At 68.2% G+C, this 17336-nt stretch carries 12 protein-coding genes; 5 read left to right on the forward strand and 7 right to left on the reverse strand.

Annotation, left to right across the window (positions count from 1 at the left end):
* Positions 1 to 94: 94 nt before the first annotated feature.
* On the reverse strand, positions 95 to 1423 hold the full coding sequence (locus V6M51_RS06155) for an acyl-CoA dehydrogenase family protein (protein ID WP_332765546.1): 1329 nt from the start codon (positions 1421 to 1423) through the stop codon (positions 95 to 97).
* Positions 1424 to 1706: 283 nt separating this feature from the next.
* On the opposite strand from V6M51_RS06155, the gene V6M51_RS06160 reads away from it, so the two are divergent.
* Complete coding sequence (locus tag V6M51_RS06160) at positions 1707 to 2927, forward strand: serine hydrolase domain-containing protein (protein ID WP_332765548.1); 1221 nt, start codon at positions 1707 to 1709, stop codon at positions 2925 to 2927.
* Here V6M51_RS06160 and V6M51_RS06165 read toward each other — a convergent pair.
* A complete protein-coding gene (locus V6M51_RS06165; RefSeq protein WP_332765550.1) occupies positions 2875 to 4437 on the reverse strand; it encodes an MATE family efflux transporter in 1563 nt (520 codons plus the stop codon). The two genes, V6M51_RS06160 and V6M51_RS06165, sit on opposite strands and share 53 nt — an antisense overlap.
* 222 nt (positions 4438 to 4659) lie before the next feature.
* Here V6M51_RS06165 and rfbD point away from each other — a divergent pair, with 222 nt between their 5' ends.
* Positions 4660 to 5550, forward strand: a complete 891-nt coding sequence (gene rfbD / locus V6M51_RS06170) for a dTDP-4-dehydrorhamnose reductase (protein ID WP_332765552.1) — start codon at positions 4660 to 4662, stop codon at positions 5548 to 5550.
* A 164-nt stretch (positions 5551 to 5714) separates the two neighbouring features.
* Here rfbD and V6M51_RS06175 read toward each other — a convergent pair whose 3' ends face one another.
* Positions 5715 to 7112: an amino acid permease gene (locus tag V6M51_RS06175; protein WP_332765554.1), complete on the reverse strand. Its 1398-nt coding sequence runs from the start codon at positions 7110 to 7112 to the stop codon at positions 5715 to 5717.
* Positions 7113 to 7275: 163 nt separating this feature from the next.
* Between V6M51_RS06175 and V6M51_RS06180 the strand changes: the two genes are divergently transcribed.
* Positions 7276 to 9021 (forward strand): DUF885 domain-containing protein, encoded by a 1746-nt coding sequence (locus V6M51_RS06180; protein WP_332765555.1) that lies wholly within the window; start codon positions 7276 to 7278, stop codon positions 9019 to 9021.
* Between the two features lie 165 nt (positions 9022 to 9186).
* Here the strand turns inward: V6M51_RS06180 and V6M51_RS06185 are convergent, their stop codons facing one another.
* The 4 genes from V6M51_RS06185 to V6M51_RS06200 all read right to left on the reverse strand — a co-directional run bounded on the left by V6M51_RS06185 (position 9187) and on the right by V6M51_RS06200 (position 13660).
* Positions 9187 to 9546, reverse strand: a complete 360-nt coding sequence (locus V6M51_RS06185; protein ID WP_332765556.1) for a YdbL family protein — start codon at positions 9544 to 9546, stop codon at positions 9187 to 9189.
* A 9-nt stretch (positions 9547 to 9555) separates the two neighbouring features.
* Positions 9556 to 9735, reverse strand: a complete 180-nt coding sequence (locus V6M51_RS06190; protein ID WP_305677552.1) for a YnbE family lipoprotein — start codon at positions 9733 to 9735, stop codon at positions 9556 to 9558.
* A gap of 35 nt (positions 9736 to 9770) precedes the next feature.
* Complete coding sequence (locus V6M51_RS06195) at positions 9771 to 12782, reverse strand: intermembrane phospholipid transport protein YdbH family protein (RefSeq protein ID WP_332765558.1); 3012 nt, start codon at positions 12780 to 12782, stop codon at positions 9771 to 9773.
* A gap of 134 nt (positions 12783 to 12916) precedes the next feature.
* Positions 12917 to 13660 carry an SDR family oxidoreductase gene (locus V6M51_RS06200; protein ID WP_332765560.1) on the reverse strand — a complete coding sequence of 248 codons (744 nt, stop codon included), beginning with the start codon at positions 13658 to 13660 and terminating at the stop codon, positions 12917 to 12919.
* A 208-nt stretch (positions 13661 to 13868) separates the two neighbouring features.
* On the opposite strand from V6M51_RS06200, the gene V6M51_RS06205 reads away from it, so the two are divergent.
* Both V6M51_RS06205 and V6M51_RS06210 read left to right on the forward strand, forming a co-directional pair.
* Positions 13869 to 15950 (forward strand): 3-hydroxyacyl-CoA dehydrogenase NAD-binding domain-containing protein, encoded by a 2082-nt coding sequence (locus V6M51_RS06205; RefSeq protein WP_332765562.1) that lies wholly within the window; start codon positions 13869 to 13871, stop codon positions 15948 to 15950.
* Between the two features lie 89 nt (positions 15951 to 16039).
* Positions 16040 to 17242, forward strand: a complete 1203-nt coding sequence (locus V6M51_RS06210) for an acetyl-CoA C-acyltransferase (RefSeq protein WP_332765564.1) — start codon at positions 16040 to 16042, stop codon at positions 17240 to 17242.
* Positions 17243 to 17336: the final 94 nt, after the last annotated feature.

Here is a 17336-nt window from a genome sequence, read left to right on the forward strand (position 1 = left end):
GAAATCAAATAGGAAGGGCGGCCCCGAAAACCCGGGGCCGCCCCACACTAGAGCCAAGGCGCGCCCCGCGGAAAGCAAGGCGCGTGAGCAAACGCTAGGCCGGCGCGTTTTCGCGGCGCAGCTTGGCGTAGCCTTCCTTGATCTCGGCCAGCTCGGCCCCGTACTTCTCCTCGGCCGCCTCGCGCAGGCGGGGGATGTGGTATTTCGGGAAGAGGTCGTTGTCGGGCCGGTAGTCCTTCAGCACCTGCTTGGCCAGCGTCACCTTGTGGACCTCGGTGGGGCCATCGGCGATGCCCATGACCAGCGAACTGGTGACCATGTGCATGAACGGCATCTCGTTGGAGACCCCCAGCGCCCCGTGCAGGTGGGCGGCCTTCATGGCGATGTCGTTATAGACCTTGGGCATCATCACCTTGATGGCGGCGATGTCCTTGCGCACCAGGTTGTAGTCCTTGTGCTTGTCGATCAGCCAGGCGGTGCGCAGCACCAGCAGGCGGAAACTCTCCAGGGCGATCCACGAATCAGCGATGTCGGCCTGGACCATCTGCAGGTCGGCGAGCTTGCCGTCGCGGGTGTTGCGCGAGACCGCCCGCTGGCACATCAGGTCCAGAGCGTGCTTGCAGGCGCCCACCGTGCGCATGGCGTGGTGGACCCGGCCGCCGCCCAGACGGACCTGGGCGATGACGAAGGCCGCGCCGCGATCACCCAGCAGGGCGTCATAAGGCAGGCGCACGTCGTTGTAGCGGACATAGCCCTCCGATCCGCCGCCGATCTCGCCGCCGCCGCCCACGCCGACATTGCGGATGATCTCCACGCCGGGAGTGTCGGTGGGGACCAGGAAGATCGAGGTCCGGCGATAGGGGTCCTTGGCGTCGGGATCGGTCACCGCATAGAGCACCAGCACCTTCGACCAGCGGGCGTTGGTGGAGAACCACTTCTCGCCGTTGATCACCCACTCATCGCCGTCCAGCACGGCGCGGGTCTTGAAGGTCAGCGGGTCGGAGCCGCCGGTGGGCTCGGACATGGAGAAGGCCGAGCGGATCTCGCCGTTCAGCAGCGGCCAGAGGTACTGCTCCTTCTGCTTCTCGGTGCCGTAGTGGGCGATGATCTCGGCATTGCCCGTGTCGGGCGCCTGGCAGCCGAACACGGTGGGCGCCATGCCGTTGCGACCCAGCTTCTCGTTCATGAGGCCCAGCTTGAGCTGGCCATAGCCCTGACCGCCCAGCTCGGGGCCCAGGTGGCAGGCCCACAGGCCCTGGTCCTTCACCTTCTGCTGCAGCGGCTTGATGAACTTCTCGCGGCCGAGCGGGCCGTGGGCGGCCATGCCCAGGTGGCTGAGGGGTTCGACCTCCTCGCGCATGAAGTCCTCGATCCAGTCGAGTTTTTTCTGGAATTCGGGGTCGGTTTCAAAGTCCCAAGCCATCTAGGGCCTCCCATATGCCCGCCTTGCGCGGGTATTTTTCAAATAGTCGGTATGGCTACGGTCGCCGCCATCCGGAAATATCGCGCCGTGACAGCCTCTTAGGTCGTCGCGCCTGAGGATAGTATCAAACGCCTGTTTGCATGACGCAACGTCCGCTTCGTAGGCGGCGACGATTTTTCTAGGGCGCGCCCTGCCCCCTTTGAGGCTCGCCGCGAACTTGCTGTTGAAACAAGGGCCTCCGACCCGGCACGGTGGAGGCGAGACATCCACGGAGAGAAACCGCATGACCCGGCCCGAGAAGCTTGGCTTTTCCAGCGAGCGCCTGGCGAAGCTCGATCGCTTCCTGCAGACCCGCTATATCGACTCCGGCCGTCTTCCCGGCGCGCAGGTGCAGATTTCCCGGCGCGGCGAACTGGTCCATGAGGGTCTGGTGGGCATGGCCGATCGCGAGCGCGGCAAGCCGATCGCCACCGACACGGTCTTCCGAATCTATTCGATGACCAAGCCGATCACGAGCGTCGCCTTCATGATGCTGGTCGAGGAGGGCCTGGTCGCCCTGGACGATCCGGTGGCGAAGTTCATCCCGGAATGGAAGAACCTCGGCGTCTTCGCCGCCGGGGTGACGCCGCAGTTCATGACCACGCCGCCGACGCGACCCATGCAGATGGTCGACCTGCTGCGCCACACCTCGGGCCTGACCTACGGCTTCCAGAACCGCACCAATGTCGACGCCGCCTATCGCAAGCTCAAGATCGGCGGGACCACCGGCGACGGCGACATGGAAGCGTTCGTGAGCCATTTGGCCAAGCTGCCCCTGGAGTTCTCCCCGGGGGAGGCCTGGAACTATTCCGTCTCCACCGATGTGCTGGGCGTGCTGATCGAGCGCATCTCGGGCCAGCCGTTCCAGGCCTTCCTGCAGCAGCGGATCTTCGATCCCCTGGGCATGGGCGACACGGGTTTCCACGTCCGTGAGGACCAGCGGCCCCGCTTCGCGGCCTGCTACAACGCCACCCCCGCCGGCGGCCTGGACCTGCAGGACGATCCGGAGACCAGCCCCTATCTCAAGGCGCCCGACTTCCATTCCGGCGGCGGCGGGCTTGTCTCCACCGCCAAGGATTACATGGCCTTCTGCAGGATGCTGGGAGCGGGCGGCGCCCTGGACGGCCAGCGCCTGATCGCGCCCAGGACGCTTAAGCTGATGGCGTCCAACCATCTGCCGGGCGGCCAGGACCTGACCAAGCTCTCGCGGTCGCTGTTCTCGGAGGCCACCAACGCCGGCGTCGGATTCGGCCTCGGCTTCGCGGTCACTTTCGACCCGGTCGCAGCCATGCTGACCTCCAGTCCCGGCGAATACTACTGGGGGGGAGCCGCCTCGACGGCCTTCTGGATCGACCCGGTCGAGGACATCCAGGTGGTGTTCATGACCCAGGTCCTGCCCTCCAGCACCTATCCTATTCGGCGGGAGCTTCGGACCTTGATCTATTCAGCTCTGACGGAGGCCTAGGCTCGTCCTGCAGGTGACTGGCGGCCTCGACCGCCTCGCTCTCCTCGGCCAGGGACGGGGGACCGAGGCCGGTGTCGGGCGCCGCGCCGCGCGGGATGCCCCCCATCAGCCTGGCCTTGCGCCAGCCGCCGAAGCTGTAATAGCCCGCCGCCAGGAGCAGGGAGGTCATCGAGCCCAGCGGGAAGCTCCACCAGATCGCGTCGGCGCCCAGATAGGGCTCCAGCGCCTGGGCGAAGGGGATGCGCACCACCCACATGGAGACCAGCAGGCCCAGCAGCGGCGGCCAGACCGAGCCGGTGGCGCGGATGACGCCGTTCAGGACGAAGGCCATGCCGAAGGGGATGAAACCCCACAGAACATAGGCGTTGATGTGCATGGCGATCGGCAGGGACGGGCTGGTCGCCGGCAGGAACAGCCGCAGCACATAGGGCTCGACCAGATAGATCAGCAGCACGGGGGCGCCGGTCATGACCGCGGCGATCAGCACGCCGCGGCCCGCAACCTGGTTCACCCGGTCCATGCGGCCCGCCCCGACGTTCTGGGCGGCCATGGAGGAGACCGCCGCGCCCAGCGCCATGGCCGGCATCTGGATATAGGTCCAGAGTTGGATCGCCGCTCCGTAGCCGGCCGCCGTCTGCGAGCCGTAGCCGTTGACGAAGGAGATCATCACCACCGCCGCGCCCGAGATGACCAGCATCTGCAGGGCCATGGGGAAGCCCTTCACCACCAGGGTCTTGATGATCTCGAACTGCGGCTTCAGCAGGGTCCATTCACCGGGGCGCAGGATCAGCACCGACTTGGTGCGGTAGAGATAGACGATCATCGCGATGAGGGTGAGCGTCTGGCTGATCAGGGTGGCGGTGGCCGAGCCGGCGATCCCCATGCGCGGCAAGGGGCCGACGCCGATCATCAACAGCGGGTTGAGGATCACGTCCAGACCGACCGCCACCAGCGAGAAATAGAACGGAGTGCGCGAGTCGCCCGCGCCGCGCTGGGCCATCATCACGAACGAGAAGAAGTACATGAACGGCATGGCCAGGAAGATCACCCGCAGATAGGTGATCGCGTCCTGGGTGGCGTCCGGCGGCGTCTGCATGATCCGCAGGACCGCCGGCGTCAGCATGTAACCGGCGGCGCCCACGGCCAGGGACAGCACCAGGAAGAAGCTGGTGGACGAGCCCACGACCCGCTTGACCATGTCCAGGTCCTTGGCCCCCACCGACTGCGAGATCAGCAGGTTGGCGGCCATCGAGATGCCGAACACCGCCCCCAGCATGAGGAAGAAGATGTTGTTGGCGTTGACCGTGGCGGTCAGCGCCGCCTCGCCCAGGATGTGGCTCACCCAGATGGCGTTGGCCGTGCCGTTCAGCGACTGCAGGATGTTGGAGCCCAGCACCGGCAGGGCGAACAGGATCAGGGTCTTGCCGATCGGACCGGTGGTGAGGTCCTGCATCCCCCTGTGCGGGCCGCCGCTCGCGGCCGGCGCGGCGCGCTTGTCCGAAGTATCCACGTCGCTCCCCAAGGCGCGGAAGAATACGCGCCACCGCTCACCCTGATCGCATCCCCAGAATAAGGGTGCGACGTTCCTTGGCATGATCGCCTGGGGAGACGGCGCGGCAAGTTTACAAGGCGGTCGTCCGCAGGCCAGACGAAAAAGCGTCGCGGCCGAAACGGGGGTGGCAAGTTCGGCGCGGTCGCTTAGGAAGACGGCCATGACCAAGGTGAGTTTCGCATGACCCGCATCCTGCAATTCGGCGCCACCGGCCAACTCGCGCGAGAGATGCTGGACCGCCAGGAGGGCCCCATCGAGGTGGTCGCCCTGTCACGGGCCCAGGTCGACCTGACTGATCCGGCCACTGTGACGCGCGCGATCGAGACCGCCGGCGCGATCGACCTGGTGCTGAACGCCGCGGCCTACACCGCCGTCGACAAGGCCGAGAGCGAGCCTGACCTGGCCTATGCGGTCAACGCCCGGGCGCCGGAGGCCATGGCCAGGGCCTGCCAGGCGCGCGGCCTGCCGCTGATCCAGATCTCCACCGACATGGTGTTCGATGGCGAGAAGGCCGGCGCCTATGTGGAGGACGACGCGACCAATCCCCTGCACGTCTATGGCGCGTCGAAGTTGGCCGGCGAGCAGGCGGTGCTTGGAGGCTGCGACCGGGCCCTGGTGGCGCGGGTGTCCTGGCTGTTCTCCGCCTATGGCCAGAATTTCCTGCAGTGGTTCCTGAAGGCCTCCCAGGCCGGAACCCCGATGCGTCTGGTGGACGACCAGAAGGCCCGGCCGACCGCCAGCGGCGACCTGGCGGCCTTCATCCTCTCCCAGGCCGACCGCCTGGCCCGCGCCCCGGCCGGCGCCCCGGAATGGGGCCTGCTGCACGTGGTCAACGACGGCGTGGCCAGCCGCTACGACATGGGCAAGACCATCTTCGCCGCGGCCTTCCCCGGCCGCGAGCCGCCGCCGATCGAGCCCGTGCCCACCAGCGCCTTCCCGACCCCGGCGAAGCGCGCGCTCAACTGCGTGCTCGACTCCAGCCGGCTGCAGCGCGTGTTCGGCGTCCAGCTCCGCCCCTGGGAAGAGGCGATGGAGGACACCCTGGAGCAGTTCGCAGCGCCCGAGGCCTAGGCCGACGAGCTCCCTCTTTTCCTCACCCGTTTACGGGGGAGGGGGACCGCCGATGGGCGGTGGAGGGGGCGGCCTCAAGCGCCGAGCCCAGCCTCGCCCCCTCCACCACGCCTGCGGCGCGGTCCCCCTCCCCCATTCGCTACGCGATGTGGGAGGAAAAGAGACTAGGCGAGCCGGCTCCTGGCCCGGCCGTAGAGCAGGTAGACCACCACGCCGACGGCGTTCCAGATGAAGAAGAAGGTGATCGTCTTCGCGGTCAGGCTGGAGAACAGATAGACGCAGCCGACCAGGCCCAGGGGGCCGATCAGCCAGATCGCCGGGGTCTTGAACAGCCGCTCCAGGGTCGGCGCACGGCGGCGCAGGACCATCACGGCCAGGATGGTGGCGATGAAGGCCGCCAAGGTTCCGGCGTTGGCCAGGGCGGCGATCTGCGACAGCGGCAGGGCGCCGGCGATGATCGCGGCGATGACCCCGGTCAGGATCGTCACCGCCGAGGGCACGCCGCGGGCGTTCACCCTGGACAGGCCGCGCGGCAGCAGTCCGTCGCGGGCCATGGCGAAGAACACCCGGCTCTGGCCGAACATGAACACCATGATGACGGTCGGCATGGCGATCACCGCGGCGCCGGCGATCAGCGAGGCGGCCAAGGGCCGGTTCAGCTCGCGCAGGATAAAGGCCAGCGGCTCCTCGCTCTTGGAGAAGACGTCGTAGGGCGAGGCGCCCAGGGCGACGGCTGCGACGATCATATAGATCAGGGTGCAGGCCACCATCGAGCCGACGATGCCGATGGTCAGGTCGCGGCGGGGGTTCTTGGCCTCCTCGGCGGCGGTGGAGATCGCGTCGAACCCATAGAAGGCGAAGAAGATGATCGCCGCGGCGCCCATCACCCCGAACTTCGTCCCGTCGACGTCCTGAGCGCCGAAGCCGAACGGCGCGAAGGGGGTGAAATGGCTGGCGTCGAAGCTGGGCAGGGTGATGACCACGAAGGCCGCCAGGGCCACCAGCTTCACGCAGACCAGGATGAAGTTGACCGTGGCGCTCTCGCGGGTGCCCACCAGCAGCAGGCTGGTGACCAGCAGGGCGATGAACACCGCCGGCAGGTTGACCAGGCCGCCGGCTTCCGGTCCCGAAAGCAGATAGGCCGGCACCGGCCAGCCCGCCTGCTGGATCAGGCCTGAGGCGTACCCCGCCCAGCCCACGGCCACGGCGCTGCAGACCAGGGTGTATTCGAGGATCAGGCTCCAGCCGATCACCCAGGCGGCCATCTCGCCCAGGGTGACATAGGAATAGGTATAGGCGCTGCCCGCCTGGGGCATGAGGGTGGCCATCTCGGCGTAGCAGAGCGCCGCGCAGGCGCAGACCGCGCCGGCCACCGCGAAGGACAGGATCACCGCCGGGCCGGCCAGGCCCGCCGCCACGCCAGTCAGGGTGTAGATGCCGGTGCCGATGATCGCGCCGATGCCGAGCGCCATCAGGTGGGGCCAGCCCAGGGTGGCCTTCAGCTTATGGCCGCCCTCGTGCTGCGGGGCCTCCATGGCTCTGCGGCGTGTGACGAAACTCATGACGGGACCCCCGGGTTTGGCGCGGCGAGCATGGCCTTAATCGCGAACGACATGAAGTGGGGTGATTCTTCGCTCTTGGGCGAATGACGTTAGCCGAAAATGCCCTTGGCGCCGGCCGCTGCCTGCTCCAGCTTGGCGCCGCTCCAACCTTGAAGGTGACCTCATGCGCCGCGCGCTCGCCGTCCTCGCCCTGACCCTCGCCGCGAGCCCGGCCCTGGCCGACGATACGGCCCTCAACAGGGTGGTCGCCGACTATGAGGCCTTCCGCCTGACCGACGATCCCATCGAGGCCGCTGGCCAGGGTGACCGAGCCGCCCTCTCCCGCCTGCCCGACGACAGCCCCAAGGCCGACGCGGCGCGCAAGGTGACGCTCTCGGGCTTCAAGGCGCGGCTGGCGGCCATCGACCCGGGCGAGCTGTCGGGCGAGGCCAGGATCAACCGCGAGTTCCTCACCTGGCTGGTCGAGCGGCGGCTGTCGAGCCTGGCCTTCGACGAGGCGCGGATGCCGTTCAATTCGGACGGCGGCTTCCACTGGACGATGGGCTATCTCGCGTCCTCGACACCGATGCGCAGCCTGGCCGACGGCAAGGCCTGGATCGACCGGCTGAACGCCGTGCCGGCCTATTACGCCGTCGAGATCGACAATGCCCGGCGCGGCGCCAAGAGCGGCTTCACCCAGCCGGTCTCCACCACCGAGAAGGTGCTGGCCTTCGCCCGGGAACAGGCCGCGGCCTCGCTTGAGACCGATCCAATGCTCAGTCCGCTGAAGGCCCTGCCCGCCTCCATCCCGCAGGCGCAGCGCGACGCCTTGCTGGCCGAGGCCACCGCCATCGTCCGCGACAAGGTCCGGCCGGCTCAGGCCGGCTTCGTCGTATTCCTGGAAAAAGAGTACCTGCCCAAGAGCCGCAAGGCGCTGGGGGCCCGCGCGTTGCCAGACGGCGAGCGCTATTACGCGTGGCTCGTGCAGGACCACACCACCACCAAGCTCACCCCCGACCAGATCCACCAGAACGGCCTCGACGAGGTCGCCCGCATCCGCAAGGAGATGGATGGGGTCATCGCCGAGACCGGCTTCAAGGGCAGCTTCCCGGAGTTCCAGGCCTTCCTGCGCAAGGACCCGCGATTCTACGCGACCTCACGCCAGGATCTGCTGGAAAAAGCCTCGGAAATCGCCAAGCGGATCGACGACAAGCTGCCGGCCTGGTTCGCCACCCTGCCCCGCCTGACCTACGGCGTGCGGCCGGTGCCCGCCGACATCGAAGCCAACTACACCACTGGGCGCTATTTCCAGGGCAATCCCAAGCTGGGGGTCGCCGGGGGCTACATGGTCAACACCGCCAGCCTGGACCAGCGCGGGCTCTACGAACTTCCGGCCCTGACCCTGCATGAGGCGGTTCCCGGCCACCACCTGCAGATCGCGCTGGGCCAGGAAGCCGAGGGCGTGCCGACCTTCCGCCGCGAGGCCGGCGTCACCGCCTTCACCGAGGGCTGGGGCCTCTATTCCGAGAAGCTGGGCGGGGAGATGGGCATCTATCGCGACGCCTATGAGCGGTTCGGGCGGCTCAGCTACGAGATGTGGCGCGCCTGCCGGCTGGTGGCCGACACCGGCATCCACTGGAAGGGCTGGACCCTGGACGAGGCCCGCAAGTGCTTCGCCGAGAACTCGGCCCTGTCGCCGCTCAATATCGAGGTGGAGCTGGCCCGCTACGTCTCCTGGCCGGCCCAGGCGCTGGCCTACAAGACCGGCGAGATGAAGATCGTCGCCTTGCGCGAAAAGGCGAAGGCCGAACTGGGGGAGAAGTTCGACATCCGCCGCTTCCACGACGCGGTGCTGCTGGCCGGCCCCCTGCCCCTGGACATGCTGGAGCGCCGCATCGACGCCTGGGTAGCGGCGGAGAAGGCGCGGTAGGGCGGCCTAGATCCTCCCCCAGCGCGCAGCGCGATTTGGGGGAGGTGGATCGATGCGCAGCGTCGAGACGGAGGGGGCTTCATCCACGGCGGGATGAGTCAAAGTCCCCCTCAGTCAGCTTCGCTGACAGCTCCCCCAGAGGGGGAGCATCTTTGAGGCCCAGTCCTACTTCCGCGCCCAGTTCCCAGCAGCGTCCTGGTAGGATTCGCCGGGCTTCAGGCGTTCCTGGACAACGGTCTTGAAGGCGGAGGCTCCAGCGGCTTCGACGGTGACGCCGTTCTTGGCGGCGGCCTGGGCGTAGACCTGCCGGCGGCCGGCGTTGATCTCGGCCACGGCGGCCTTGGTCGCCGCGTCGCCAGGCTTCACGAAACCCAGATAGCCGTCGTTCTGCTCGCCCACGATTCCGGCGGCCTTGGCGGCGTCCACGACAGCCTTGGAGGCGGCGACGTCGGCATAGGCGCCGCCCGCGCAGGTGATGCTTCCGACCGCCACGGCGACCGGCGCCAGCCATTGATTGAAGGTCATGGTCATTTCCTAGAACAGGTTCGGGTTCTGCTTGATCAGCGCCTTGACGTCGTCGTCGAGGCGCAGCCGGACGTCGGCGTCAAGCTTGGCGTAGATGGTGATGGGCGCCACCTCCACCCTGACGGTGGCGCAGGCCCCCAGGAGGAAGACGCCGATCAGGGCGGCCGCGGCGGCTGGGGCTCTTATCATTCCATCGTCTCCAATTTCACGGCGAAGGTGGCGCTTCACGGCTGAACGGCTTGTGAACCGCGCAGCGACTGATAGTCGGCGAAGTCCTTCAACAGCTGATCCAGGTTCAAGGACGTGTCCAGCGTCAAGTCCACCTTGGTGCCCGACGGCAGCGGCAGGGCCTTGTTGAGGAACCGCCGGGTGATCAGGTCGATGATCGACAGCCGGATTTCCTGCTTCTTCGGCGGGGTGTGCTCGCCCTTCACATGCAGCAGGACGCCCAGGCGGCCGTTCGGCAGGCTGTTCACCTCGGCGTCCAGAGAGTCGAAGGCCAGGTGCTCCATGGCCTGGTAGGCGAATTCGCTGAAGGCGTTGACCTGGCCGGGCGCGGTCGCGGCGTTGAGCGCGTCGGCCATCCCCTCGGCCGCGCCGGGGGGCGCACCCGGCGCTTCGACCGTGGCGGCGCCGCCCTCCTGTGCGACCGGGATCAGGGCCTCGCGCCGGATGGACACCCGGCCGGGCTGGACCGCCGCCAGCTTGCCGTTCGAGACCCGCACCCCCTCCGGCGTCACCTCGAAGGGCACGCGACCGCTCAGCCGGGCGTCGAGGTCGACACGGTCGCCGAAGGGCGAGGCCTCAATCAGGTCCGACACCTGCACGCCCTTGAAATTGACCACGCCCGTCCAGGTCGCGCCCGGCTTGAACGGCAGGGTGAAGGGCTCGAAGATCAGGGTCCCGCCGCCGACCGCCAGCTTCGCGCCCTCGACGGTCAAGGCCTCGCCCTGCAGCCCGAACCGCGCCTCCACGTCGGTCAGCGGGACCAGTGTCGCGACGCTTTCCGCCTTGAGGCTCTGGCCCGGCGCGGCCGTCAGCGGGATCAGGCTGTTGAACGCGACCTGGCCGGTCAGGCCGCTCAACGGTCCGAGCGGGCTTACGAAGTCCATCCGCTCGACGCTCAGGGTCCCGTGGCTCGACGAGGTTTCGGGCGTCCAGGCGATCTGGCCCTGGAACCGCGCACGTCCGGTGGCGGGCGAGGCGACCATGGTGGCCATGGGCGAGAGGTTGACCGGCTGCAGCCCGCCCTCCTCGAAGGCCAGCAGGCCGGTGTCGAAGTCGAGGCCGCCGTGGCCGTCGGCCGCGTGGCGAAGCTGGGCCTGGCCGAGCCGGCGACGAGCGAGATCGGTGACGATGAACCCGCCGGTCCACCCGCCATCGGCCGTCGAGGCTTCGCCCGTGGCGCGCACCGGCTGGAACCTTGTCTCCACAGCCGTGTCATCGATCCGCGCGGCGGTGATCAGGGCGCGGCCCGTCAGGGCTTCGCCCACGCCCCGGAAGTCGAGGTCGCTGGCCGCCTCGGAGATCCTGGCCTCCAGGAAGGGCGCCCGGGCGCTCAGGCCCTGGGCCTGGCCGCGCAGCCGCCAGCCGCTCTTGGCCAGGGTGAGCAGCGGCGCGCCTGTCGGACAGACCTTGCCGTCGATGGCTTCGATGTCGTTCTCGCCGAGCTCGAGCCGCCGGGCGGTGACCGCTGTGCAGCGGCTGGCGACGAAGCTGGTCGCCCCGCCCGCCACGCGCAGCTCACCGGCGGTGTCGAGGGTTCCGGCCTCGACCGGCCCGAAATCGCCGCTGGCCCTGAGGCCGGTTGTCGCCACCAGGCCGGTCGGGGTCAGGCGATAGCGCGGCACGAGCAGCTCGGCCTTGGGCAGGCCGCCGCCGCCGACATTGAGCCGGAACGCGCCCTGGCCGGCGGCGTAGAGCGGCCCGCCATGGGCGGCCAGGATCGCCCGACCGCCGGTGTTGGTGGTCATGGTCGCCGGGGCGCCGAGGGCGACCGCCACGTCCTGGCCCTTGATCCGCAGGGAGACCTGGCCGGCCTCCAACTGGAAGCCGCGAAACGCCTTCTTGAGGGCCGCCGTCTGGGCCGGATCATCGGCGCGGGGCGCGCCGAGGCCGGTCCAGGCGCCGTCGGCCGTCAATCCGCCCTCCAGTTCCATCCCGACGACGCCTGCCGCGAGACGCCCCGGCCCCTGGAACTTGGCCACGGCCCGCGAGAGCCGTGTCTCGCCGGAGTCGATGGCCGCCGCCCTGGCCTCGGCGAACAGGTTGGCGGAGACCGCCTCGCCGCCGGACCGGGTCCATTTTATTTCGTGGGCGTGCAGGTTGAGGTCGAGGTTGCGCGCCTTGGCTCCGGGAGCCTCCGCGGCCTTGGCGATCAATCGGGTTTCCGCGTCGCCCCGCAGGACCAGGGTCTGCAGCGCGCCGCTGAGGCGACCGCCGAACACGACCTCGAGACGGGGGGTCTGCAACGCCGTCCCGCCGGAGACGATCCGCCGTCCCGCCAGGTCGATCCGGGCGCTCACCTCGCCGTCGGCCCGCCGGCGGTCGAGATCAGGATAGGGCGCGCGGAGCGAGGCCTTGAGCTCGGCGTCGCTGGCCGAGAGACCCTTGGCCTCGACGCGCCGGACCGGCAGGTTGAGCGCCAGGTCGAGGCGGTCGCGGGTGGTGACAAGCTTCACGTCGCCGGGGCCGGTCAGCAGAGAGAGACCCCGGCCGCGGAGGGCGGTCGCTCCGACCTTTCCCTCGAGGGCCATGAGTCGGCCGTCGGCGAGCTGGGCGTTGAGGCGGGCCTGGACGGGGCCGTAGTCGGTGGCCAGTCGCAGAACGCCCTCGCGAACCCGGATCTCAGGCTGGCGGACGTCGGGCCGCGGCGGGCGGCGGGTGAGTTCCTCGATGACGGGATCGAGCGAGCCCAGGCTGAGCTTGCCCCCCTTGAGGCTGGCCTTGATCACCGGCCGGTGCAGGACCACCGAGGTGATCCGCACGCCGAAGGGTTCGCCCGACCAGAAGCCGGTGAAGCCGTAGCGGACCTCGGCCAGCTCGGCCGTGACATCGGCGTCGCGCTCGGGCCCCAGCCGCAGGCGCGCGGCGAAGGCCCCCAGCTCGAAGTCGCGGAACTCCACCGAGGCCGGCACGCCACGGGCCTCCAGCCAGCCGACCAGGGCCTCGCGGGCCAGGGCCCGGCGCGCGGCGTAGGCGGCGGCCAGGGCCAGGATGACGGCCACGACCAGCACCCCGACAGCCCATCGGGCATAGGCCCGCGACGGGGCTTTTCTGACGGGCGGTGGTGGGGCGGCTTCGGTCAATCGGGACGACGCTCAGAGAAGGATCGTCAGGTCATAACGCAAAACCGCCCAAAGCGTGGCCGTCAGAGCCCGCCGGTCGTCGCCATGGCGACCCCGCCGTCCACCGCGATGGTCTCGCCCACCACGTAATCGCCGGCCCGGCTGGCCAGGTAGATGGCGGCCGCGGCCATATCGTCGTCGCGACCGATGCGGCGCGAGGGGATGCGCTTGGCGATCTCGTCGCCCTGGTCGCGCGCCACCCGGTTCATCTCCGAGGCGAAGGCGCCGGGCGCGATGCCGGTGACGTTGATGGAGTCCTTGATCAGCTCGGCGGCCATGCGGCGGGTCAGGTAGATCAGGCCCGACTTCGAGGCGTGGTAGGAATAGGTCTCCTGCGGATTGAGGCGGATGCCGTCGATCGAGCAGATGTTGATCACCTTGGCCGGCTGGTCGTGGCTGGCCGCGGCCTTCAGCGTCTTGTGCAGGGCCTGGGTCAGGAAGAAGGGCGACTTGAGGTTCAGGTCCATCACCTTGTCCCAGCCGCTCTCCGGGAACTCGTCGAAGGGCGCGCCCCAGGCGGCGCCGGCGTTGTTGACCAGGATGTCGAGCTTGGGCTCCAGGTCGGTGAACCGCTTGGCCAGCGCCTGGCAGCCCTCCACCGTCGAGACGTCCTGCGGCAAGGAGATGCATTGGGCGCCGAGCTCGGCCGCCGTCTCGTCGCAGGCGCCGGGCTTGCGCGAGGAGATGTAGACCTTGGCGCCCTGGTCGATGAAGCCCTTGGCGATCATCTTGCCGATGCCGCGCGAGCCGCCGGTGACGAGGGCCACGCGGCCCTCCAACGAAAACAGTCCCTGAGCCATGTGGCGCCTTTCCCTAAGGTGATCGTTCCCAACGCTCATAGACCCGAGTTCGGAGCTCGCAAACCCAACGGATTTTTGACTCGCGCGCGCCCGATCAGGCCTATAAACAACCGTTTGAATCCGAGCGCGGCCAGCTATTACGAGCCGCCCCTTCCATCAGTCGAGGATGCGCCCCATGGCCGAGATCAATTCGGTGACCGACCTTTCGCTGGAAGGCGACGTCGCCGTCATCACGCTCAACTCCCCGCCCGTGAACGCCCTGTCGGCCAAGGTCCGCGAGGGCCTGTTCGAGGGCTTCAAGGCGGCCGGCGCGAATGACGCGGCCAAGGCCATCGTGCTGATCTGCGAAGGCCGCACCTTCATCGCCGGCGCCGACATCACCGAGTTCGGCGGCGCCATGGCCGGTCCCAGCCTGTTCGACGTTCAAGGCATGATGGAGAACTCGCCCAAGCCGGTGATCGCCGCCATCCACGGCACCGTCCTGGGCGGCGGCCTGGAAGTGGCCCTGTGCGCCCACTATCGGGTTGCGGTTCCGTCCGCGAAGTTCGGCCTGCCAGAAGTGAACCTGGGCCTGCTGCCCGGCGCCGGCGGCACCCAGCGACTGCCCCGCGTGGTCGGCCCCGAGCGCGCCCTGGAGATGATGACCTCCGGCCGTCACGTCCCGGCCAAGGAAGCCCTGGCCGGCGGCCTCGCCGACGAGCTGGTGGAGGAAGGCAAGCTGCGCGAAGGCGCCCTGGCCTTCGCCAAGAAGGTGCTGGCCGAGAACCGCCCGCTGACCCGCATCCGCGACCAGAACGAAAAGGTCGAGGCCGCCCGCGGCAAGCCCGAGATCTTCGCCGAGTTCCGCAAGGCCAATGCGCGCAAGTTCCGCGGTTTCCTCGCCCCGGAATACAACATCCAGACCATCGAGGCGGCGGTGAACCTGCCCTTCGACGAGGGGCTGAAGGTCGAGCGCAAGCTGTTCGGCGAGCTGATGAGCGGCCCGCAATCGGCGGCCCAGCGCTACTCGTTCTTCGCCGAACGCACCGCCAACAAGATCCCCGACGTGCCGGACGACACCCCGCTGATCCCCATCAAGAAGGTCGGGATCATCGGCGCCGGCACCATGGGCGGCGGCATCGCCATGAACTTCGCCAACGCCGGCATTCCGGTGGTGATCGTCGAGCAGAAGCAGGAGCCGCTGGACCGGGGCCTGGCCACCATCCGCAAGAACTACGAGCGCACCGCCTCGCGCGGCGGCATCACCGCCCAGCAGGTCGAGGACCGCTGCGCCCTGATCACCGGCTCGCTGTCGATGGAGGACTCCTTCGGCGACGTCGACCTGGTGATCGAGGCGGTGTTCGAGCGCATGGACATCAAGAAGGACATCTTCGCCAAGCTGGACGCCATCTGTAAGCCGGGCGCGATCCTGGCCACCAACACCTCGGGCCTGAACATCGACGAGATCGCCTCGGTGACCAAGCGGCCGGAGAGCGTCATCGGCCTGCACTTCTTCTCGCCGGCCAATGTGATGAAGCTGCTGGAGATCGTCCGCGCCGACCACACCTCCGACAGCGTCATCGCCACCTCGATGAAGCTGGCCAAGCAGATCGGCAAGGTCGCCGTCCTGGTCGGGGTCTGCCCCGGCTTCGTCGGCAACCGCATCCTGGGCCAGCGCCAGCGCGAGGCGCAGAAGCTGGTCATGGAAGGCGCCATGCCCTGGGACGTGGACCGCGTGCTCTACGACTTCGGCTTCCCCATGGGCCCCTTCGCCATGAGTGACCTGGCCGGCCTGGACATCGGCTGGGTGAAGGAGAAGTCCAACGGCGAGAGCATCCGCGACGTGCTCTGCGAAGCCGACCGCCGCGGCCAGAAGACCGGCGCCGGCTATTACGACTACGACGAGAACCGCAACGCCAAGCCCAGCCCTTTCACCGAAAAGGTGATCAACGACTTCATCGTCAAGTCGGGCGCCAACCCGCGCAAGATCAGCGACGAGGAGATCCTGGAGCGCTGCATCTATCCGATGATCAACGAGGGGGTGAAGATCCTCGAAGAGGGCAAGGCCATCCGCGCCTCCGACATCGACGTGGTCTGGCAGAACGGCTACGGCTGGCCGGTCTATCGCGGCGGTCCGATGCACTATGGCGACCAGATCGGCCCCGCCAAGGTGCTGGCCAAGATGCAGGAATTCCAGGCCAAGATGGGCGACCAGTTCAAGCCCGCACCGCTGCTGGAAAAGCTCGTTTCCGAAAACAAGAAGTTCGCCGACCTCTAAGGCGGAACATCATCCAGAGACAGCCGCCCGGCCTCGCGCCGGGCGGTAGAGCAGGACACCTTCCTCCCAACTCCTAGGAACACACCTTCATGCGTGAAGCCGTCATCGTCTCCACCGCCCGCACCCCGATCGGCAAGGCCTATCGCGGCGCGTTCAACAACACTTCCGGCGCCGAACTCGGCGGCCACGTGATCGCCGAGGCGGTGGCCCGCGCCGGCGTCGATCCGGGCGAAATCGACGACGTGGTCATGGGCGCCGCCCTGCAGCAGGGCTCGACCGGCAACAACATCGCCCGCCAGGCCGCCCTGCGCGCGGGCCTTCCGAACACCGTCTCGGGCATGACCCTCGACCGCCAGTGCTCTTCGGGCCTGATGGGCATCGCCACGGCCGCCAAGTACATCATCAACGACGGGGCGAGCGTCGCCGTCGGCGGCGGGTTGGAAAGCATCAGCCTGGTTCAGAACGACAAGATGAACCGCTACCGCACCAGCGATAAGTGGCTGAACGAGCACGTTCCGGAAATCCACACCTCGATGCTCGAGACCGCCGAGATCGTGGCCGATCGCTACAATGTCAGCCGCGAAGCCCAGGACGAGTACGCCTACCAGTCCCAGCAGCGCACCGCCGCGGCCCAGGCCGCCGGCTATTTCAACGCCGAGATCGCGCCGCTGACCTCGATCATGATGGTGCAGAACAAGGAGACCGGCGAGTTCTCCGAAAAGGAAGTCCGCCTGACCCAGGACGAGGGCAACCGGCCCCAGACCACCCTGGCCGACCTGCAGAAGCTGGCCCCCGTGTTCAAGGGCGGCCAGTACGTCAAGGAAGGCCGGTTCATCACCGCCGGCAACGCCAGCCAGCTCTCCGACGGCGCCGCCGCCGTGGTGCTGATGGAGCGCAAGGAAGCCGAGCGTCGCGGCCTGACCCCGCTGGGCGCCTATCGCGGCATGGCCGTGGCCGGCTGCGGCCCGGAAGAAATGGGCATCGGCCCGGTGTTCGCGATCCCCAAGCTGCTGGAGCGCAACGGCCTGAAGATCGACGACATCGACATGTGGGAGCTGAACGAGGCCTTCGCCTCGCAATGCCTCTACTGCCGTGACCACCTCGGCATCGATCCCGAAAAGTACAATGTCTCGGGCGGCGCCATCTCCATCGGCCACCCCTATGGCATGACCGGCGCCCGTGCGACCGGCCACATCCTGCACGAAGGCAAGCGTCGCGGCGCCAAGTATGGCGTCGTCACCATGTGTGTCGGCGGCGGGATGGGCGCGGCCGGTCTGTTCGAAATCTTCTAGGCCACTCAGGCTTCAGAAGCAGAAACGCGGCAGGGCCGTCCCGATGGGGCGGCCCTTCTTCGTCTTGACCACTTGCCCGGCGAGGCTAGGCGGC

Source organism: Phenylobacterium sp. (genome assembly GCF_036677185.1).
Taxonomy (GTDB): Bacteria; Pseudomonadota; Alphaproteobacteria; order Caulobacterales; family Caulobacteraceae; genus Phenylobacterium.